This window comes from Polaribacter sp. M10 (assembly GCF_054968445.1).
The window spans coordinates 119,924-141,788 of record NZ_JBSSBG010000003.1 but is presented as its reverse complement, the minus strand read 5'-3'; the positions used below and the strand labels follow the sequence as shown (position 1 = coordinate 141,788).

Sequence of the window (21,865 nt, the reverse complement as noted above, 5' to 3'; positions counted from 1 at the left end):
ATGAAGATGAAAATTTTTCTTAGTTTAATAGTAGTTTTAGCTTTTTATAATTGCCAAAAACAATCAGAAGTTATAAATCTTAAAGGTAATTGGACTTATAAATTAGATAAAGATAATTTAGGATTAAATGAGCAATGGCAAAATTTAAGCTTTACAGATAGTATTATATTACCATCTTCTTTAAGAGATAAGGGTATAGGTGAAACACCAACTCTAAAAACAAAATGGACTGGTAGTATTTATGATAGTACATGGTATTTTAATCCTGCCTTAGAAAAGTATAGAAAAAAAGATAGTTTAAAATTCCCTTTTTGGTTAACACCAGACAAACATTTTGTTGGAGTTGCATGGTATCAAAAAGAAATTACAATTCCAGATAATTGGAAACACAAATCTATTGAATTATCGTTAGAGCGTCCACATTGGCAAACTAAAGTCTGGTTAGACTCTCTGTATATAGGAACACAAAATAGTCTTTCTGTACCTCATAATTTTTTAGTTGAAAAAAATATAAAACCGGGTAAACATCTTTTAACCATTCGTGTAGATAATGCTATTAGAGATTTAGATGTGGGTATTAATTCGCACAGTATTTCTGATCATACACAAGGTAACTGGAACGGAATTGTTGGAGATATCAAGTTGTTTTCTAAAAACAAATACAGTATAAATCAACTTAAATTAACACCAAATATTGCCAATAAAATAGTTGAAGCTAAAATTATTCTAAACAAAAAAATCAAACAAAACACCAAAGTTTCTGTTGTTGTAAATGGTTTAAACCATGAGCATATTTTAGAACCTTTAACCTATAATTTTAAAAAAAATACCAGCGAGTTAAGTATTAAAATACCAATGGGTAATGCGTTTAAAACATGGAGCGAATTTAACCCAAACTTATATAATATAAAAGTTTCTCTCGAAAATGATAATGGTTTACAAGATATTAAAGAAAGTGTTTTTGGTATGCGAGAATTTACAATAGATAAGAAACATTTTAAAATAAACGGAACACCAATATCGTTGCGAGGCACTACAGATTGTAGTGTTTTTCCGTTAACAGGATATCCTCCAACAGACGAAGATTCTTGGGCGCGAATTTTTGAAATAAACAAATCTTTTGGTTTGAATCATGTGCGTTTTCATTCTTATTGTCCACCAGAAGCTGCTTTTATTGCAGCCGATAAAGCTGGGATTTATTTGCAGGTTGAAGGACCTAGTTGGGCAAAATATTCAACAAGTTTAGGTAGAGGTAAGCCTATTGATAAATATTTAATGGACGAAACAAAACGTATAATAGACGCCTATGGAAATCACCCATCGTTTGTGATGATGGCTTACGGAAATGAACCTTCTGGAAATTATGTACCTTATTTAGAAAACTGGGTGTCGCATTTTAGAGAATATGATCCACAAAGGCTATTTACTGGTGCTTCTACAGGAGGAAGTTGGTCTATAATTAAGAATAGCGATTTTATAGTTCGTGCACCACCTAGAGGATTAAACTGGAAAAATGAACAACCAAATAGTATGTTCGATTATAGAAATAAAACCGAAAATTTAGAACAACCCTATATAACTTTTGAAATGGGGCAATGGTGTGCGTTTCCTAATTTTGATGAAATTAAAAAATATACTGGTCCATTAAAAGCTAAAAACTTTGAACTTTTTAAAGAAGACTTAAAAGACCATCACATGGTAGACCAAGCCCACGATTTTTTAATGGCATCAGGTAAACTGCAAGCTTCATGTTATAAACAAGAAATTGAAGCTACTTTAAGAACACCAAATTTAGCAGGTTTTCAATTACTAGGGTTAAATGATTTTTCTGGACAAGGTACTGCTCTTGTTGGTGTTTTAGATGCTTTTTGGGATGAAAAAGGGTATGTTTCTGCAGAAGAATTTAAATCGTTTTGTAGCGAAGTTGTTCCTTTAGCAAGGTTGCCAAAATATACTTTCTCTAATGCAGAAAACTTAGTAGCAGCAATTGAAGTAGCCAATTTTAGTGGAAATCAATTAGAAAATTTAAATCCGAAATGGACTTTATTAGATGAAAATAATACAGTAATTAAACATGGTAACCTAGAAAATAAAACCATTCCTTTAGGAAAAGGAAATAAAATAGGAAATATAAGTTTAGCCCTTAATTTTGTTGAAAAAGCATCAAAATATACTTTAAAAGTTTCTGTAGGCAGTTACACAAATTCATGGAGTATTTGGGTGTATCCCAAGCAATTAAACAAAATAAATACCAATAATATACATGTTACTAAAAGTTTAGATGCAAAAGCCAAAAGTATTTTAGAATCTGGAGGAAAAGTATTGTTGCTTGCAGCAGGTAAAGTAGAAAATGGTAAAGATATTGTACAGTACCAAACTCCAGTTTATTGGAATACCTCTTGGTTTAAAATGAGACCACCACACACAACAGGTATTCTAATTAAAGATAAACATCCTGTTTTTAAGGATTTCCCAACAGATTATTACTCTGACCTACAATGGTGGGAACTATCCAATAGACAACAAGTGATGAACTTAGAAAACTTTCCGCCAGCTTTTAAACCAATTGTTCAACCTATAGATACTTGGTTTTTAAATAGAAGATTAGCAATGCTTTTTGAAGCCAAAGTAAGTAAAGGAAACTTAATGGTTTGTAGTATTAATTTAGATCAAAATAAAAATATAGTTTCTAAACAGCTATATAAGAGTATTGTATCTTATATGAGTTCTAGTGTGTTTACTCCGTCACAAGAGGTGTCTTTAGATGTTGTTTCAGAATTATTTGAAAAGAAAGAGCGCCCAATTTGGAACTCTTATGTTACCGAAAACCCATAATCATTTTAGTTAAAAGTTTTAAATATGAAATACAATTCGCTTTTTTTTAATCTTATTTTGTTATTAGTATCTGTGTCAGCTAATTGTCAAACTATAACAATTAATGCAAATATAGAGCCTCAAAAAGTTATAAAAGGTTCTTTAAAAATGGGGCATTCTGGTCCTAAAGGAAAAGAAATTACTATCAACAATAAATATTTATCGTTAGCAGGTAAACCTAAAGTTTCTGTTATGGGAGAAATTCATTTTTCTAGATGCAACCCAGACAAATGGGAAGATTTAATTTTAAAAATGAAGGCTAACGGAATTACCATAATTTCTACCTATGTATTTTGGATTTTTCACGAAGAAAAAGAAGGCGTTTTTAATTGGGAAGGACGTAATAATTTAAGGCGATTTATAGAACTATGTAAAAAACATAATATTTGGGCATACCCAAGAATTGGACCTTGGTGCCATGGAGAAGTTAGAAATGGAGGACTGCCAGATTGGTTGGTAAAGAAACAAGACTTAAAAATCCGATCTAATGATGTAAAATATTTGAACTATGTAAACCGATTATATAGTGAGATTTCTAAGCAATTAAAAGGCTTGTATTATAAAGATGATGGACCAGTAATTGGAATTCAGTTAGAAAATGAATATTGGAGAGGCAAAGGAGGAGAAAATCATATAATGGCTTTAAAAAACTTAGCACAAAAATTTGGTATGGATGTACCAATGTATACTATTACTGGCTGGAGAAATACTTCTACTCCAGAAAATGAAGTTATACCACTTTGGGGTGGTTACCCTGCAGCTCCATGGAATACAAGCTTGAAAAAAATTACAACCAACGAAAGTTATGTGTTTAATAAACCCATTAATGACCAAAGTATAGGTAATGAAGCAAGTACAGCTAAATATAGACCAGATTACAGTTTGTACCCTTATTTTACATGCGAATTAGGAATTGGAAATCAAATATCGGAACACAGACGTCCTATTTTAGATCCTATTGATGGGGTAACTATAGCAACTTCTAGTGTTGCTTCAGGTAGTAATTTGCCTGGTTATTACGTGTTTGCAGGCGGTTTAAACCCAACAGGAAAATTTACTACGCTAGAAGAAAATAAATTAGAGTCTGGTTATTGGAACGAGTATCCAGATATTTCATACGATTTTCAGGCAGCATTAAGAGAAACTGGTGAAATTTCGCCAGCATATCATAAACTAAAATCTTTACATTATTTTTTGTCTGAATTTGGCGAACAACTAGCACCAATGACGCCTATCATTCCAGAAGATAATAACCAACCAAACGATTTACAATATTCTTTTAGAACAAAAGAGGATAAAGGTTTTCTGTTTGTTTCTAACTATTACAGAGGATATACAAACTCAACAAAAAAAGAGGTTCAGTTTCATCTTAAATTAAAAAAAGAAATTGTTAAAATACCTTCAAAACCCATAAATATTAAAGAAAGAGCTGTTTTTATATGGCCTGTTAATATGTTATTGGGCAATAGTATATTATCTTATGCAACAGCACAACCTATTTGTAGTTTAGAAAACAAAAACACTAACGATTGGTATTTTTATAAAACAGAAAACATAGAAAGCGAGTTTTTGTTTGCATCAGAAAACATTAAAAGTATAAATGTAAACGGAAAAAAGATAGCGCAATCAAAAAAAGGTTTTTTCGTAAAAACAGATCTAACAGGATTAGAAAATCCAATTATAATAAAACATGCAAACGGAGAAACACAGCGAGTTTTTATATTATCTGAAAAACAAAAAGATATGTTTTGGCGATTTAAAACACCTTCTAAAACATACGGATTTCTGTCTACCGCAAATTTAGTTATGGACGAGAAAAATAATTTAAAAGTGTTTTCTACAAATCTAAATGATGAGGTTGTTGCGCTTAACAGTAGTTTAAATTTAAAGAAGAAAACTAAAAATGGTTTTAGGTATTACAGCATTACAAATACTAAAAATGACTTGAAATATAGTTTAGAACAAAAAGATTTAATAAATGAAGCCAAATGGTTGCAAGTATCTGCAGAAAATGATCAGTCTAAAAAAGATATGTATCAAAAGCTGTTTTTTAAAGATTTTAAGCTAAAGAATACCGCAAAAATTAAAAAAGCAACATGTTATCTGTTTTCAAATCTAAAACCTATGTTAAGGGTAAATGGAAATTGGTTAAATCAAGAATTTAAAACCAATGTTGTAAATAAATTAGATTTTACAGGATATTTACAACAAGGCGAAAATAAGTTACTTGTAGATTTTCCTTATTTTAATGGCGATAAATATTTTACTGCTGTGATAGAAGTAGAATTTTACAATGCAGAAAAGGTTTATGTAAATAGTGATGCTAGTTGGTTGTATACAGAATCCTATAAAATACCAGCACCTTGGGAAAATGTTCGAAACAAAAAAAATGCCAAAGAAATTGCTACTCCAGAATTGCATAATAATATTCAGTTTTCGCCATACAGATATCTGCTTAATTTAGAGGATGTCCCAGTAAAAAATTATCAAAACTTATATTTAAGAATAGATTATTCTGGAGATAAAATTCAATGTTATTCTGGTAAAAATTTAGTGGCAGATAATTTTAATAACGATACTACTTGGTCTATTAATTTAACAGATATTCAACTCGAAAAAAATAAGCAATTGGTTTTTACGATTCAACCATTTGAAAAAGAACCAAAAATCTATTTCGATAAGAAGGTGGTTTTAGATAAAACGAAGATAAATTCTTTAGAAATAGAACCAGAATATTCTAATTTATTTAGTCTAATTAATTAAACAGCAAATGAATAAATAGAAATTATTATTTTTAAACTTATTATAATAAAACTCCTCTTTGTCAAAATCAGTTCCAATAATCACTAAACCTGTATCTGCATTAAATATTTGGTGTGTAAGGCACTATGGTAACTGAACCATTTTCTAAATAAATAAGATTTTTATTATAAAATTCAGCAGTTAGCAATTCACCACCTAATGAAATATTTAAAATTAACTTTTTGGTTTCTAGAGGAATTGGTTTTGTATTATTCTCTTTTCTGCAGTTAATTAAATATTTCGAGATTTCTGAAAGAAAGCAGACTTAAAAATAAAATTGCAATAGCTTGGTATGTTTTTTCTAAAAAAAGAAACGATGTTATTTATTACTATTTTTTAGGATCAATCAAAACAGTTAATAATTTTTTCCTATTTTTTGCTTATAACACATTCTGCTAAATATGCACAATTGCTAAAATACTATTCTTTTAAAAAGCAAACACACAAGTAAAACCCTCAAATTCTAAAAAGTGAATATTATAAGAAGTTACAGAGCCATTATATCTAATTTCACCAGTGGTTTTTTCATCAGCAAATTTAAAATCAGCAACATAAATATCACGTAAAAAAAGTAGTTTTTTCTTTCCGTAAATTTTGTACAAACTTTCTTTGGCTCCCCAAACAATGGTTAGTTTACTAATTAAAGCATCAGCATTTGCAATGGTTTTATACTCTTCAATTGGCGTAAATTTATGAGCTATTTTTAAAATTTTATCACGCTGTTTTTCAATATCAATACCAACTTCTTTCTCGGTAGAATAAATAATTGCTGTAAAATTGAAAGAGTGTGTAATAGAAATATATCGTCCTTTATCTAAATGAGGCTTCCCAAATTCATCATACACTAAATCAGCATCAGTTAAATTAATTTCTTTTAACAAGTGTCTTATAGATAAAAATCCTTTTTGATGTAAATCAGATTTCATCGAATTAAATCGAATTTTATTCTTTTCGGTCAAAGAAATTCCTGATTTTAATTCATCAATAGATTCTTCTATTTTCCAGATAAAAATTTTGGTTTCTGGGCTGATAGTTAATGTTTTGTAAAGAGCCATATATTTTAATTTCTATGTTGTAACTTTGCAGTCGCAAAAAATAGACAATAAATATACATAATATGAGCACAAAAACAGCTTACGTACCATTTAAAGTTAAAGATATTTCTTTAGCAGATTGGGGTAGAAAAGAAATAGAATTGGCAGAAGCAGAAATGCCAGGATTAATGAGTTTAAGAGAAGAATATAAAGATGCTCAGCCATTAAAAGGTGCAAGAATTGCAGGTTGTTTGCACATGACCATTCAGACTGCAGTTTTAATTGAAACGTTACAAGCTTTAGGAGCTGAGGTAACTTGGAGTTCTTGTAACATTTTTTCTACACAAGATCAAGCTGCTGCTGCAATTGCTGCTACAGGAACACCTGTGTATGCATGGAAAGGGATGAACGAAGAAGAATTTGATTGGTGTATTGAGCAAACCTTATTTTTTGGTGAAGACAAAAAACCATTAAATATGATTTTAGATGATGGTGGAGATTTAACCAACATGGTTTTAGATAAATATCCAGAACTGGCTGCAGGAATCAATGGTTTATCAGAAGAAACAACAACAGGAGTTCACAGACTTTACGAAAGAGTAAAAAACGGAACGTTACCAATGCCAGCTATTAATATTAACGATTCTGTTACCAAATCTAAATTCGATAACAAATACGGTTGTAAAGAATCTGCTGTAGATGCTATTAGAAGAGCAACAGACATTATGTTGGCTGGTAAAAGAGTAGTGGTTTGTGGTTATGGAGATGTTGGTAAAGGTACAGCTGCTTCTTTTAAAGGTGCAGGTTCTATTGTTACTGTTACAGAAATCGATCCAATTTGTGCATTACAAGCTGCAATGGATGGTTTTGAAGTAAAGCGTTTAGAAACGGTTATGGGTAATGCAGATATCATTATTACAACAACAGGAAATAAAGATATTGTTACAGCGAAACATTTTGAAGGTGTAAAAGACAAAACAATTATCTGTAATATTGGGCATTTTGATAACGAATTAGATATTGCTTGGTTAAACGAAAATCATGGCGATTCTAAAGTAGAAATCAAACCTCAGGTTGATAAATATACCATCAATGGTAAAGACATCATTATTTTAGCAGAAGGACGTTTGGTAAACTTAGGTTGTGCAACTGGGCACCCAAGTTTTGTAATGTCTAACTCATTTACCAACCAAACTTTAGCGCAAATTGAACTTTGGAACAATGCAGATGCTTACGAAAACAAAGTGTATATGTTACCTAAACATTTAGATGAAAAAGTAGCAAAATTACACTTAGAAAAAATTGGAGTAGAGTTAACAGAATTACGTAACGATCAAGCCGAATATATTGGTGTTACTGTAGAAGGGCCATATAAGCCAGAGCATTATCGTTACTAGCCTTTTGCTTTTAGTTATTAGTAGCAACTTAAATTTAAAAGCTAATTGTCATTTCGACCTTGTGGAGAAATCTCATAAAACTTTAAAACCTTTCCATTAATTTGGGAAGGTTTTTTTATTTGGGCGTTTTAACAGGCTTTCGCTACTCGCTTTTTTGTTGAAAAAACAAAAAGAGCTCAAACACGCGCTCAATCCTTAACGCGAGTTGTAGATTTTATAAAGAAATTTAAACTTTTTATAAAACCTTTTCAATTTCTAGAAATGTTATAAGTTGATGTATCCTTAAAATCATTAATCTGAACCTGTTTATAATTTAAACAAGCCCAGATTAATGAAAAGATTATTTATCAGCTAAAAACTCAACTGAGTTTTTTTTTGATGTATTTACATCATTTTTCGAAAAAGCAAAATTAGATTTTACTTTTATAATTATCGGATAAAATAATCCGATTGCAGATAAGCATCCACCTAAAATTAAGATGTTATGAATACTTGTAAACGTATTGCCAGCAGTTAAAATTCCTAAAATAAGAATTACAGAAATAGGTAAGGATAATGCTAATATTGATAGCGCAAAATTGGTATCAAAAGTTTTGTCTTTAGTGTTTTCTTTTTGTTCTTTAAAGTTTACTGCAGAAATATGGGCAAAAGGCCAAAAACTGGCAGAACTTAAAGAAAAAGCAATCATTACTAAAATGTCTTTTTTTATAGAAATATCAGCAAAAAAGACAATACCAGCTATTAACAACAAAGTAAATCCGGCTCTTAAAAGTAATAAAGAAAACAATTGAAAAAATTGTTGCTTTTTAAACTTTACAGCCAAACCTATAAAAAGTAGCACTAAAGGCGTCATAATATAACTCAATCTTGTTAAGGTACTTGATAAAAAGTTCGGAATTTTATCTAAAGTAATGCCAAAGGAAACTAATATTAGGGCAACTAAAATAAATAGATTTACGGGTTCGTAAACTAAGGTTTTAGCCAACGATTTTAATTTTGTTTTAAGTGAATTGGCTTCGAAATCTGCATTTTTATAATGCCATTTTAAAGCGACTAAATACAATAAAAAGAGCACAAAAAATTTGTTACCCAAATCTGCCATTGCAGCTTTTGCCAAAGATCCATCACCCAAAAATTCTAAAATAAAAGGAAAACAAGACAAACCAGGTGCTAAAGATGGTATTAATAATCTTGCACTTCTTCCTTTATCAGAATTCATAGGTATGCCAATTAGCGAAAGTAAAATAGGCGTAATTGCAAATAAAACAATGTTCAAACCTAATGCCAATACAGGAAAAAGGATTAGGTTACCATCAATTTTTACTTTTAAAAGTGCAATAAAAATGGTTGCAGGTAAAGCAATTGTAAGAATTAAACTTTTAATTCCGTTAGTTTCATCGCCAACAGAAATCTTCTTTTTTAAAAGAAATCCGATAAAAATAAAAAGTAAAAATGAAATGGATTTTTCTAAAGCTCCATCCATAAATTAAGCAAAAATTTCTGTGATTGCATTGGTAAAGGTTTTCATTTCTTCCATAGTTCCAATACTAACTCTACACCAATTTTTATCCCAGAATTTAAAAGCTCTTACAGCAACGTTTCTGCTATAAATTTCTTTTAAGAATTTTTTTCCTGTCATCGGAATTTCAAAAATAATAAAGTTGGTTTCAGATGGTAAATAAGAATAGTTGTTTTCTTTTAAATAAGACATGGTGTAATCTCTTGCATCAGCAATTTTAGTTTTACACATATCTAAAAAATCGGTATTTTCTAAACTTGTAGTTGCTGCAGCAATAGATGGGCCTGTAATACCCATTCCACCTCTTGTAATTTCAGAAATTACATCTAAAGTTTCTTTTTTTCCAATAACATAGCCAATTCGTAAACCAGCCATTCCGTGAATTTTAGAAAAAGTTCTGGCAACAATTACATTTTTACCTTCTGCAACTAACGTATTCATAGAATCTTTTATGCCGTTTTTAGACAATTCAATATACGCTTCATCTACAAAAACAGGTACTTTTTCTGAAACTCTACTACAAAATTCTCTTAATTTTTTTGCATCTGTAATAGAACCTGTTGGGTTGTTTGGGTTGCAGATGTATACTAGTTTAGTATCTTCATCAATACCAGCTTCCATGGCATCTAAATCGTGTTGAGAATCATCTAATAATTTATACGATTTCCATTTACCACCTACAGATTTTGCCACTACAATTAAAGACATGTAACTTGGGTCTGCACTCACTACATTTCCTCCATTTTGAAACAAAACCATGGCAACTTTTTCTAATAAATCAGAAGAACCTGGCCCCATTAAAATTTGATTTGGATCAATGCCTTCGTTTTTAGCAATTTTAGCTTTTAGGTTAGATAAGGTTTTCCAAGAATATCTGTTACCCGTAAAAACTTCTTTTTGAAAAGCTTCTGCCGATTTTGGTGGTGGCCCATAAGGATTTTCATTAGCTCTTAAAATGGTTAAAGAAGCTTCTTCCTTTATTAAAGGAGGTGTAAATTCATTAAAATAATTGTTAGAATTGTATAAGAAAGTTCGGTTTTCTTTTTGAGCAGTTAGTACATTATTACTCCATATTTCATGAGGTACTAGAGCCAAAGCGCCTAAGGTTAAAGTTCCTTTTTTTAGCCATTCGCGTCTGCTAAAATTTGTTGTTTTCATTAGTTGATGTTTTAAAGAATTTACTGGTTTACAATTTAGTAAAATCATATTTTTTTTAAGTATAGATATTTTAATAGAAATCATAAATATTTAAATTTTATTGAATAATATCTTGTTATTTTAAATATTTGGTATTAATTATTTTTGATATGCGTAGTTTGGCTAAATATTATGCAATGGTTTTGTTAAAGAGTTCAGCTGTTAAAATGGGGAATTTTGTGTTTTAAATTAAAGTTTTAAGAGGTATTTCTTGTATACTTACTTAGCAATCAATATATTTGGTAAACCAATTTGGTAAACCAATTTTTAATTCCTTATATGAAATCGTATTTTTATTTATCTGTGTTTATTGTTGTTACGCTTTTTACTTCTTGTAATAAAGTAGAAAATAGCATTTATGTGTCTAATGTTAGCGAGCTTACTGAAGCTTTAAAAAATGTAAAATCGGGTGATGATATTGTGCTAAAAAATGGCACTTATAAAGATGTAAACATTAAGTTAATTGGAGAAGGAACTAAAGAAAATCCTATTTCTTTAAGCGCAGAAACGCCTGGTCAAGTTTTTATAGAAGGCGTTTCTAATTTAGAAATAAGTGGTAATTATATAAATGTTAGCGGTTTGTTTTTTAGAAATGGGCATTCTCCAACTACAAATGTTATTGCGTTTAGAACTTCTAAAAAAGATGTTGCCAATCATAGTACAGTTTCTAATTGTGTAATTCTAGATTTTAACAATTTACAGAGAGATCAAGATAATCTTTGGGTACAGTTTTACGGCAAACACAATGAATTAAGCAACTGTTATTTAGCTGGTAAAACAAATGGAGGGCCAACAGTTAGAGTAGATTTAAAAGGAAATCAAAGTATTCGAAATTATCACAGAATTGTAAATAATCATTTTGGACCAAGACCAAGAAAAGGTGGTGCAAGAGGAGAAACCATTCAGTTAGGTAGTAGTTTTACCTCAATGTCTCCAAGTAATACAACCATTGCTAATAATTTGTTTGAAGAATGTAATGGAGAAGTAGAAATTATATCAAGCAAAACCAATTTTAATATCATTAAAAATAACGTTTTTTACAAAAGTGAAGGTTCTGTAGTTACAAGACATGGTAATTATGTAACTGTTGATGGTAATTATTTTATTGGTGATGGTGTTAACGAAAACTATGGTGGTATTCGAATTATAAACACTGGGCATTGGGTAATTAACAATCTGTTTTATAAAATAAAAGGAAAAAACTTTAGAAGTCCGATTGCAATTATGAACGGAATTCCAAAATCGCCATTAAACAGATACAACCAAGTTACAGATGTGGTTGTGGCTTACAATACTTTTGTAGATTCAGATTCACCTTGGCAATTTGGTGTAGGTACAAATATTGCACAAGCTGCTGTTTTGCCAAAATCAGAAATACGTTCTGCAAGACCTTTAAGAACTGAGGTGGTTAATAATGTAATTTATAATTCTGTTGGAGATCCAAATCCAATTATAGAACATGATAAAGCAGATGGTGTTACTTTTAAAAGTAATGTAATTGATAACAATGGCGTTGAAATTAAAAATAACCATGGTTTAATTACCAAAGAATTATCATTAACAGATATTGGTTCTAATCTGTCTTTTCCTTTGTCTGGTTTGCAAGATATTGAGCCTTATGTAGGCTTCGATTTTGAGCAAATTACAGAAGATTTATTAGGGAATTCGAGAAGTAAAAACAATCAAATTGGTGCAATTTTAGAAACAGAAAATATCAATTTAAACATTTTAGATAAATCTAAATATGGTGCAGATTGGTATTCTAATGAAGTAAAAGCAAAAGACCCAAAAACGCATACTGTAAATACTATCGATGAATTAGTGGCCCAATTAAAAGCTGCAGAAAGTGGTGATATTATCAATTTAAATGATGGTAATTATGCCCTTTCAGAATCGTTAATTATAGATAAAACAATTACGATTCAATCGAGTAATAAATCAGAAATTACATATAAAGGTGCTGCAAATACGCCTGCTATAGCAATGCATCCTTATGGTAAATTAACCTTAAAAAATATTAAGCTAAAAGGAACAAATTCGCAATATGCTTTTGCAAGTTTAAAAGAGAATATGTCTAATCACTTTGGGTTAGAAGTTATTGATGCTGAAATCAGTAATTTTAATTACGCACTTAAAGTTTTTAAACAATCTTTTTCAGAAGAAATTACGTTTAAAAATACAGCAATTTTAAATTGTGAAAACGGATTAGAATTATCAGAAGAAACAAATGATAGAGGAGATTATAACACAGAATATTTAATTGTAGACAATTGTACTTTTAATAACGTAAAACAAAATGTTATCGATTATTATAGAGGTGGTTATGATGAGTCTACAATTGGCGGTAATTTGTTGGTAACCAACTCAACATTTACCAACTGTGGTTCATCAGAAAAAAATAGAATTCTAATCAATCACAGAGGAATTGTAAATGTAAATATCAACAATAACATTTTTAAAAATAATAGCGTAAAATTAGTAGCTTTATTATGGGGTGCAAAAAACAATACACATTCTAATAACACTGTAACAAATTCAGGAATCATTAAATCTGAAGAGAATTTAAAGCAAAAATTAATGTATTAATTCAATTTCTATATACTACTATAAATGAAAAAATCAGTCTTAATAATTGCAGTATTATCCGTGTTTATTGCGTGTAAAAAAAATGCTAACACTAATAATAATGTATCAATAGAAATAAAAGAAGTAAAAAATTACCCAAGTGATGTTTTGCCTTTTTTAGGTGAGTGGAAAATTCTTTTGGGTGATGGTACTTACCAAGATTCGTTAATAAATTATAAGAAAGACAATTTTTTCTATGTAGAAAATGATGGCACAACAGATTGGGTGGTTTATAAAACACCAAATTCGGGTGTAACTTCTAGAACATCTAAAAACACAAGAACGGAATTAGGGCAAAAAGCACATTGGATTCCAGAAGTTGGTGGTAAATTAACAGGTACTTTAAAAGTGCAACACGTTTCTACTTCTGGTGATGCAAGAGTTGCAGCTTCTTATGCTGTAGTTGTGGGTCAAATTCATAGTGATGAAGGTCATGAAAACGAGCCAATCAAGATTTTTTACAAAAAATTTCCAGGTCATACCAAAGGTTCTGTTTTTTGGAATTACGAAATAAATACCAAAGGTGATAATTCTGGAAGATGGGATTATTCTTCAGCAGTTTGGGGTTATGATATGTCTGTTGTTGGTAATGCAACAGATTCTTATCCAGAAGAACCAAAAGATGGAATTGAGTTAGGAGAAACGTTCAGTTATGAAATAAATGTTTACAAAGGAGTAATGTATTTAACCTTTAAAAGCGAAGGTCATAAAACTGTAAAATTTACAAAAAACTTATTAAAATCAGATTTTTCTACAAAAGAAGATATTCCACAACAAATTTGGGATTTGTATGCTGCAATTGGCAGAGATGGTATAGAACGAGAAAATGCTTATGCTGGCGAAATTCAGTATTTTAAACAAGGCGCCTATAACCAAACAAATGGTAAAAATCCAGAAGATAATATTGTTTGGTATACAGGTTCAGAAACTTTTAATGGAGATATTGCCAAGCAATATGCAAACGGATGTTACTCAGAAGTTTGGTTTAAAGAAGCTACAGTTGGTCCAAGTACACAGCCAGTTCAGTAATTTTTTTTATTTACTGATATATGTCATTTTTATTTAAGTATTTAGTAATCAAGCTATAATAAAGTGTTAATTAAATTTTGATAATCCAAATATTATTGTATTTTTGGTAAACCAATTTGGTAAACCAGATTGGTTATCTAATTATTAACTATAAACTAAACACTTAATTATGAAAAAAACATTACTTTTTATGGCATTAATTGCCAGCGCAGGTTTATTTGCGCAAACCGAACTTGTTAGAAATGGAAGTTGTGATCTTCACATTGGTGATACTAATGATAATGCTGATTCTTGGGATATGACACCTAATAGTAAATTAGATGATGACAATGGAAATGAAATTACAAGTCCTTATAGATTTAATGAAGACAATAATCCAAATGGATGGTATAATTCAGATTTAGCAGATTGGCTAGAAACAAATTGTGGAGATTCTGATGAACAACCAGGTTCTTCTAGTGATGGTAATTGGGACTACACTGCAGGACCAACAGCGGGTGTTAAAACAAGAGGAGTTAAAATTAATGAAGCTTGTAGAAGATTGTATCAAAAAGTGGTAGTTACGCCAGGTAAAACCTATACTTTTTCTATAGAATCACGTTCAGAGGCTGAAAATGTTCCTTCAGAAGTTTTTATGTTAAATACAGAAATTTCTGATGAGTTAAACCTATCTGCTACAAGTACTACTGTAGATCATTATTTTGAAATCACAAATGATTATAATCCAAGTAAATCGAATGAAACTACAAATAATTTTACGACAACTTCTTTTAGTTTTACGGCTTCAGGCAGCTTTGTTGTAATTTATGTAAGAGCTTCTGCAGCTGTAGATTCTTCTAATGAAGTTTTTTATGATAACATTTCTTTAATTGAACAAACTACAGCTTCTGTAGATGATATCTTTTCTTCTAAAGTTTCTGTGTATCCAAATCCTGCAAAAGAATCTGTTACAATAACTTCTCAAGTAGAACTTAATAAAATAGAGGTATTTAACTTGTTAGGGAAACAAGTAATTAAAACTTCTACATTAAACAATAATATTTTAGATGTATCTTCTTTGTCAAAAGGAGTATATTTAATGAAACTTACAAGTGGCGATTCTGTGGCTACAAGAAAGTTAATTAAGAACTAACAATTATATTGAAAACTGAAAATAAGGGCTCATTAATTTGAGTTCTTATTTTTTTTAAAAAATTTAGATGAATTATCACAAAGCACTTTTATTTGTTTTATTAATTGCCTTTTCTTGTAGCAAACAAGAAAAAGTATCGGTTTCTGATTCAGAGAGTCAACACCCAAAATTAATTCTAACTGCACAAGGTGTTAAAAATATTAGAGCACAATTAGGTACAATACCAATTTTTGATAATTCTTTACAAAAAGTAAAAGAAGAAGTAGATGCAGAAATTGCTTTAGGCATAGACACTCCAATACCAAAAGATTATTCTGGTGGTTATACGCATTCTAGACATAAAAAAAATTGGTTTATCATGCAAAAAGCAGGTGTTTTATATCAAATTTTAGATGATGAAAAATACGCCAAGTATGTAAAAGACATGTTAATGCAATATGAGGAAATATATAAAACATTGCCTTTGCATCCTAAAACAAGATCTTATGCTAGAGGTAAATTATTTTGGCAATGTTTAAACGATTCTAATTGGTTGGTATATGTAAGTCAAGCTTACGATTGTATTTATAATTATTTAACAGCAGAAGAGCGTAATAAGTTAGAAACCAATTTATTTAAACCATTTGCAGATCATATTTCTGTAGATAGTCCGCAATTTTATCAAAGAGTACACAATCACAGTACTTGGGGTAATGCAGCTGTGGGTATGATTGGTTTGGTTATGGATGATGAAGAATTAATTCAACGTGCTTTGTATGGTATTAAGGGTAAAGAAATGGATAAAACAGCTAAAGATGATGATGGTGGTTTTATCAACAAATCTGGTAAAGCAGGTTTTTTAGCCAATATAGAAGAGCCTTTTTCGCCAGACGGATATTATAATGAAGGTCCATATTATCAACGTTATGCAATGTATCCATTTTTGGTGTTTGCAGAAGGACTGCAGAATGTAAAACCTGAATTAAAGATTTTAGAATATAAAGATGGAGTGCTTTTAAAATCTATAAATGCTCTGTTAAATTTATCTGATGCAGATGGCGATTTTTTTCCTTTAAATGATGGTCAAAAAGGGATGTCTTATTACACAAACTCTTTAGTTACTGCTGTAGATATTTCTTACCATTATGGAAATCAAGATCCTGGTTTATTAAGTATTGCAAAAAAGCAGAATAGTGTTTTGTTAGATGATTCTGGTTTGGCTGTGGCTTTAGGTATTAAAGAAGGTAAAACAAAACCTTTTGAAAAGAAATCGATTAATTTATCTGATGGTCCAGAAGGCAAACAAGGTGGAGTAGGTATTTTAAGAAATGAAGCTATAGAGTTGGTTTTTAAATATGCCTCACAAGGTTCAAGTCATGGACATTATGATAAATTATCATATTCTTTATACGAAAATGGAGAAGAGGTAATTCAAGATTATGGTTTATCACGTTTTGTAAACATCGAACAAAAAGGTGGTGGTAATTATTTAAAAGAAAATAAAACTTGGGCAAAACAAACAATTGCACATAATACGGTTACCCAAAATGAAACTTCTCATTACCAAGGTAAATATGAATTAGGAAGTGTAAATCACCCAGACTTGCATTATTTTTCTTCTGATAATGAAGCTGTACAAGTAGTAAGTGCTAAGGTAGGTAATACTTATCCAGGCACAGATATGCATAGAACAATGGCAATAATAAAAGACCAAGATTTAGAAAAACCTTTTGTTTTAGATATCATGAAAGTAGAAGCAGAAAGTAAGAATCAATACGATTTTCCTTTTTATTACTTTGGTCAGGTTTTAGATGCAAACTTTGAGTATAAAACAAATACAGTATTAAAACCTCTTGGTAAAAAGAATGGATATCAGCATTTATTTTTAGAAGCATCAGCAAAAGGAGCAGAAGGTAATAGTAAATTCTCGTGGTTTAATAACTATAAGTTTTATACAATAACTACTGTAACAGATAAAAAAGATCAATTACTTTTTACAAGAATTGGAGCTAACGATCCAGAATTTAATTTAAGAAGAGACCCTGCTTTACTTGTTAGAAGAAATAATGTTAAAAATACAACCTTTGTATCAACTATAGAATCTCATGGAAGCTATAGTCCTGTAACAGAGTCTGCATTAAACTCTAAAAGTTCTATAAAAGAAGTAAAGGTAATTTTAGATGCTGCAGACTATACTGCTGTAGAAATTACAACCATAAAAGGAAATACAAAGCTATTTATAACATCAAATTTAGATAGTTTAAAAGAAACAAAACATAATTTAAAATTAAATGGTAAGACCTATTCTTGGATAGGACCTTACTACTATAAACAATCAATTAATAAAAAATAGTAAAAATGAAACGATTTAGCGAAAAGTACATTATCACAAAAGATATGGAATGGGAAAACCTTGGTGGAGGAGTATCCAGAAAATTCTTAGGTTATGATAATCAAATAATGATGGTAAGTGTAAAATTTGAAAAAGGAGCATTAGGTGCTCCTCATCAACATTTTCACACGCAAGCTACTTACTGTGTTTCAGGTAAATTTGAGTTTGAAATAGATGGTGTTAAGCAAATTGTAGAAGCAGGAGATGGAGTGTATATAGAGCCAAACCTATTACATAGTGCAGTTTGTTTAGAAGAAGGCCAGCTAATAGATACTTTTAGTCCAGTTAGAGAAGATTTTTTAAGTGGAGATGGAGTATCTTATTTCGGAGATAAAGAATCATAAATAACCATAGCCAAATATATATAAAGGCTTTTGTTTGATGTGTAAGTTTAGTACTTATATTATTTTAAATCACAATTACAAACCTTTTTTTTTTTTTTTGATAAAAAAAGATGTAGTTCAAAGTCTTTAATGTTACTCCAATTTTAAGAAATAATTAACAAATTACTTTTATTTGAGTAAACGAATTCGTATATTTGGTAAACCAAATTGGTTAACCAGTTTGGGGATTCAAAATTTTTGTGTAAAACCAAATTGATAAAAACTAAAGTTTTGTTTATCAGCAAAATAATTTAAATCAGTTAACTATGAATTTAAAAATTAAATCGGTATTTTTTGTAGTACTATTATTTTGTACATCATTGTATGCGCAAGATGAAGTAACCATAAAAGGAACTGTTACCTCACTATCTGATGGTGAACCTGTTTTAGGAGCCAATATTATAAACATCCGTTCTAAGAAAGGAGTTAGTACAGATTTTGATGGTAACTATTCATTAAAAATGAAAACTGGAGATGTAATTCAGTTTTCGTATTTAGGTTTTAAAACCAAATCAGTAACCTATACAAATCAATTAAGATTAGATGTTGCTTTAGAAGAAAGCGCAGATGTTTTAGATGAAATTGTAATTGTAGGTTATGGAGATCAAAAACAAACCAATGTTACCAGTGCTTTAACTAAAGTGTCTGGAGATGACTTGCAAAACCAAGCAGTATCTCGTGTAGAAGATGCGTTAAAGGGTAGAGTTGCAGGTTTAAGAATTCAAGTAGTATCTTCAGAAGCAGGTGGAGATCCTAAAATAACATTAAGAGGGCCAGGTTCTGTAACAGGTTCATCATCACCATTAATTGTGGTAGATGGTGTAATTTTAGGTACAGATACAGATATCTTAGGTTCTATAGATAATAATAATATAGAATCTATTAGTGTGTTAAAAGATGCATCTTCTGTTGCAATTTACGGTTCTAGGGGTGCAAATGGTGTAATTTTAATTACGCTTAAAAAAGGAGTTGTAGGTAAAACTACTTTTTCTTACAATACTTTTACGGGTTATAAATATGCAGACAATAACGACAACTTTAATACTTCTATAGCAGATGAAAGAGCAAGGTTAAATGGTTTGCAAAGTACTGTTGATGGTATTTCTACAAGTAGTGCTAATTACGATAGAATTATTAACGACTACGAAACTGCTTATGCAGAGTTAGAAGCTATGGAGTTTATTGCTTCTTTAGGTGATGGAGAAAAGAACTGGCAAGAAGAAATTTTTGAAGGTGGCTTTATTAAAAATCACTCTTTTTCTGTAAGAGGAGGAACTGAATTAACAAGCTATACAGCTTCTTTAGGATATTTAGAAGATCAAGGTATTGCTGTAAAAGACAATTTTAATAAGTACAATATTAGAATTAAAGTAGATAGTAAATCTAAAAACAAAAAAATAAAATATGGTGGTAATATCCGTATCAATTATAACGATCAAGAAAAATTACCAGCAAGATTTACAGATCCTTTAAGACAAATGGGTCACGTTCCTTTGTATTTAAATGAAGAGCATTTAAAATACGTTACTCAGTTTTCTACAGATGTAGGTGTTTCTACAGATGCAGGTAAATTATTCGAAAATTTGGGTGTAGGTAGCTATGGTTTTTCTAGAGCTTTCGATCACGTATTTACAAAAGATCCAGCAAACCCAAGATCTATTTTAAGAGATCCAAGTACAGGTTTACCTGTGGTTAGCCCTTTAACTTCTGGAGGATTAACGTTATCGACAACTAAAAATGTACATCCATTAGTTCACTTTTTAGAAAGATCTAGAACTAAGAAAAAATTAAGCTTAAATGCATCGTCTTACATCGATTTTAAATTAGCAAAAGGACTTAATTTTAGACAAACAGTTTCTGGTGTTTTTAGACATAATAAATCGAACGAAGCAGATTATTTATATGGTCAAGAAAACAGAGATCAAGAAGCTTATCGTTTAGAAAGAAGAGATGAATTAAACCAATTTACTTTCGAATCTCTATTAAAATATAACAAAGAATTTGGTAAGCATAGCTTAAATTCAGTGGCTGGTTTTGAGTATATGGAAGCGCATAATTACAGACAAGAGTCTGAAGCTGTAGGTTATACAAACGATTTTAACGATAATATAGCGTTAGCAGATGGTGGAACAACTTATACAGATAATGCTGGCGAAAAGTTAGTATCTTACTTTGGTAGAGTAGATTATAGTTATGATGATAAATATTTATTCCAATTATCTTTACGTAGCGATTCTAGTACAAGATTTGGACCTAATACAAGAACAGGATTTTTTCCTGCAGCTTCTTTAGGATGGATTTTATCTAACGAAAAATTCTTAGAATCTAACGATTTAATCTCTTTCTTAAAAGTAAGAGCAAGTTATGGTGTATCTGGTTCTAATCAAATATCAAATAATATTTTTGAATCTCTTTACAGATTCGAAGAAACGTATAGTACAATTAGTTACAATGGTCAAACAGGAGTAAAAGGAACAACTTTAGCAAACCAAATTTTAGGTTGGGAAAAATTAATAGAATTTAACCCAGGTTTAGATGTTACTTTTGGTAGAGGACTTGTTAATTTTACAGCAGATTACTACATTAGAAGAAGTGAAGATTTATTGCTTTTAGCACCAGTTTCTGCAACTTATGGTACAGATAGTTGGTTGCAAAACCTTGGTGAAGTACAAAATGAAGGGGTAGAGTTAGAGTTAAATGCTAGACTTATTAGAAACGAAAACTTTAGATGGAGTGCTTCTGGTCAGTTCTCATTAAACAGAAATACTGTAAAAAGTTTAGGTAATAATGAGCAAATTATTTCTAGAATAGATCAAGATACAAGACCAACAGAATTTATTGCAAAAGTAGGCCAGCCAATTACATCTTTTTATGGTTGGGTTTACGATAGAGAAATTCCTTTAGAGTGGGTAGATAATCCTTTTAATAGATTTAATAACGATTTTGCAGATGTTTATGTAAAAGATTTAAATGGCGATGGTATTATTGATGATGATGATAGAACAGAATTAGGTAGTCCTTATCCAGATTTCGAATGGGGTTTCAATTCAGATTTCTCAATTTACGATTTTGATGTTTCTTTCCAATTTCAAGGTTCTCATGGAGCAGAAGTAAGAGTAGCAGATTTAGATCAATTATATTATGCAAGTGAGTCTGCAGTAAACGAAGTGTCTAATTTTCCAGATAGAGATTTAACAGTTCACAGAAGGTTTACAGACGATCATATTCAAGATGCATCTTTTGTAGCGTTAAGAAACTTAACAATAGGGTATACTTTTCCAGAATCTATAACTGAAAAATTAAATTGTAATAAACTTAGATTGTATTTAACAGGAGAAAATTTATTGTTCTTTACAGCTAAAGGTTACGAAGGATTTAATCCGGAAGCACAAGGGCAAACATCTAGCAATGCAAATACGCCTTTAACAGCTGGGTATCAAAGAGGAGATGGTCCTGTGGTTAAAACAGTTTCAGCAGGTATTAACTTTCAATTTTAATTAAT

General features: G+C 30.3%; 12 protein-coding genes. 9 read left to right on the top strand and 3 right to left on the bottom strand.

The features are described from left to right. Window positions 1-6: 6 nt before the first annotated feature. Complete coding sequence (locus ACWYN7_RS05250; protein ID WP_462858800.1) at window positions 7-2,835, top strand: sugar-binding domain-containing protein; 2,829 nt, start codon at window positions 7-9, stop codon at window positions 2,833-2,835. Window positions 2,836-2,859: 24 nt separating this feature from the next. Next, window positions 2,860-5,637, top strand: coding sequence for a beta-galactosidase (locus tag ACWYN7_RS05245; RefSeq protein ID WP_462858799.1), 2,778 nt, complete (start codon window positions 2,860-2,862; stop codon window positions 5,635-5,637). A 467-nt stretch (window positions 5,638-6,104) separates the two neighbouring features. On the opposite strand, the gene ACWYN7_RS05240 is transcribed toward ACWYN7_RS05245, so the two are convergent. Continuing rightward, the gene (locus ACWYN7_RS05240; protein WP_462858798.1) at window positions 6,105-6,731 is read right to left on the bottom strand and encodes a 4'-phosphopantetheinyl transferase family protein; all 627 of its coding nucleotides are present in this window, start codon (window positions 6,729-6,731) and stop codon (window positions 6,105-6,107) included. Between the two features lie 62 nt (window positions 6,732-6,793). Here ACWYN7_RS05240 and ahcY point away from each other — a divergent pair, with 62 nt between their 5' ends. Continuing rightward, the gene (ahcY, locus tag ACWYN7_RS05235; protein ID WP_462858797.1) at window positions 6,794-8,107 is read left to right on the top strand and encodes an adenosylhomocysteinase; all 1,314 of its coding nucleotides are present in this window, start codon (window positions 6,794-6,796) and stop codon (window positions 8,105-8,107) included. Window positions 8,108-8,447: 340 nt separating this feature from the next. On the opposite strand, the gene ACWYN7_RS05230 is transcribed toward ahcY, so the two are convergent. Together ACWYN7_RS05230 and ACWYN7_RS05225 are read right to left on the bottom strand one after the other, a co-directional pair. Further along, window positions 8,448-9,590, bottom strand: a complete 1,143-nt coding sequence (locus ACWYN7_RS05230) for an AEC family transporter (RefSeq protein ID WP_462858796.1) — start codon at window positions 9,588-9,590, stop codon at window positions 8,448-8,450. Between the two features lie 3 nt (window positions 9,591-9,593). Beyond that, window positions 9,594-10,784, bottom strand: coding sequence for a pyridoxal phosphate-dependent aminotransferase (locus ACWYN7_RS05225; RefSeq protein ID WP_462858795.1), 1,191 nt, complete (start codon window positions 10,782-10,784; stop codon window positions 9,594-9,596). Window positions 10,785-11,102: 318 nt separating this feature from the next. On the opposite strand from ACWYN7_RS05225, the gene ACWYN7_RS05220 reads away from it, so the two are divergent. The 6 genes from ACWYN7_RS05220 to ACWYN7_RS05195 all read left to right on the top strand — a co-directional run bounded on the left by ACWYN7_RS05220 (window position 11,103) and on the right by ACWYN7_RS05195 (window position 21,860). After that, the gene (locus tag ACWYN7_RS05220; protein WP_462858794.1) at window positions 11,103-13,409 is read left to right on the top strand and encodes a chondroitinase-B domain-containing protein; all 2,307 of its coding nucleotides are present in this window, start codon (window positions 11,103-11,105) and stop codon (window positions 13,407-13,409) included. 24 nt (window positions 13,410-13,433) lie between these two features. Continuing rightward, window positions 13,434-14,477: a polysaccharide lyase family 7 protein gene (locus ACWYN7_RS05215; RefSeq protein WP_462858793.1), complete on the top strand. Its 1,044-nt coding sequence runs from the start codon at window positions 13,434-13,436 to the stop codon at window positions 14,475-14,477. A 169-nt stretch (window positions 14,478-14,646) separates the two neighbouring features. After that, entirely contained in the window at window positions 14,647-15,609 is a 963-nt protein-coding gene (locus ACWYN7_RS05210; protein ID WP_462858792.1) for a T9SS type A sorting domain-containing protein, read from the top strand. A gap of 67 nt (window positions 15,610-15,676) precedes the next feature. Beyond that, a complete protein-coding gene (locus tag ACWYN7_RS05205) occupies window positions 15,677-17,941 on the top strand; it encodes an alginate lyase family protein (RefSeq protein WP_462858791.1) in 2,265 nt (754 codons plus the stop codon). 5 nt (window positions 17,942-17,946) lie between these two features. Then, window positions 17,947-18,324 (top strand): cupin domain-containing protein, encoded by a 378-nt coding sequence (locus tag ACWYN7_RS05200; RefSeq protein WP_462858790.1) that lies wholly within the window; start codon window positions 17,947-17,949, stop codon window positions 18,322-18,324. 305 nt (window positions 18,325-18,629) lie between these two features. Continuing rightward, on the top strand, window positions 18,630-21,860 hold the full coding sequence (locus ACWYN7_RS05195; RefSeq protein ID WP_462858789.1) for a SusC/RagA family TonB-linked outer membrane protein: 3,231 nt from the start codon (window positions 18,630-18,632) through the stop codon (window positions 21,858-21,860). Window positions 21,861-21,865 lie beyond the last annotated feature (5 nt).

Excerpts from the sequence above, each read along its gene's own strand:
- ACWYN7_RS05240 (WP_462858798.1), bottom strand. The coding sequence starts at position 6,731 with ATGGCTCTTTACAAAACATTAACTATCAGCCCAGAAACCAAAATTTTT.
- ACWYN7_RS05200 (WP_462858790.1), top strand. The coding sequence starts at position 17,947 with ATGAAACGATTTAGCGAAAAGTACATTATCACAAAAGATATGGAATGG.
- ACWYN7_RS05205 (WP_462858791.1), top strand. The coding sequence starts at position 15,677 with ATGAATTATCACAAAGCACTTTTATTTGTTTTATTAATTGCCTTTTCT.
- ACWYN7_RS05195 (WP_462858789.1), top strand. The coding sequence starts at position 18,630 with ATGAATTTAAAAATTAAATCGGTATTTTTTGTAGTACTATTATTTTGT.
- ACWYN7_RS05230 (WP_462858796.1), bottom strand. The coding sequence starts at position 9,590 with ATGGATGGAGCTTTAGAAAAATCCATTTCATTTTTACTTTTTATTTTT.
- ahcY (WP_462858797.1), top strand. The coding sequence starts at position 6,794 with ATGAGCACAAAAACAGCTTACGTACCATTTAAAGTTAAAGATATTTCT.
- ACWYN7_RS05250 (WP_462858800.1), top strand. The coding sequence starts at position 7 with ATGAAAATTTTTCTTAGTTTAATAGTAGTTTTAGCTTTTTATAATTGC.
- ACWYN7_RS05215 (WP_462858793.1), top strand. The coding sequence starts at position 13,434 with ATGAAAAAATCAGTCTTAATAATTGCAGTATTATCCGTGTTTATTGCG.
- ACWYN7_RS05220 (WP_462858794.1), top strand. The coding sequence starts at position 11,103 with ATGAAATCGTATTTTTATTTATCTGTGTTTATTGTTGTTACGCTTTTT.
- ACWYN7_RS05245 (WP_462858799.1), top strand. The coding sequence starts at position 2,860 with ATGAAATACAATTCGCTTTTTTTTAATCTTATTTTGTTATTAGTATCT.
- ACWYN7_RS05210 (WP_462858792.1), top strand. The coding sequence starts at position 14,647 with ATGAAAAAAACATTACTTTTTATGGCATTAATTGCCAGCGCAGGTTTA.
- ACWYN7_RS05225 (WP_462858795.1), bottom strand. The coding sequence starts at position 10,784 with ATGAAAACAACAAATTTTAGCAGACGCGAATGGCTAAAAAAAGGAACT.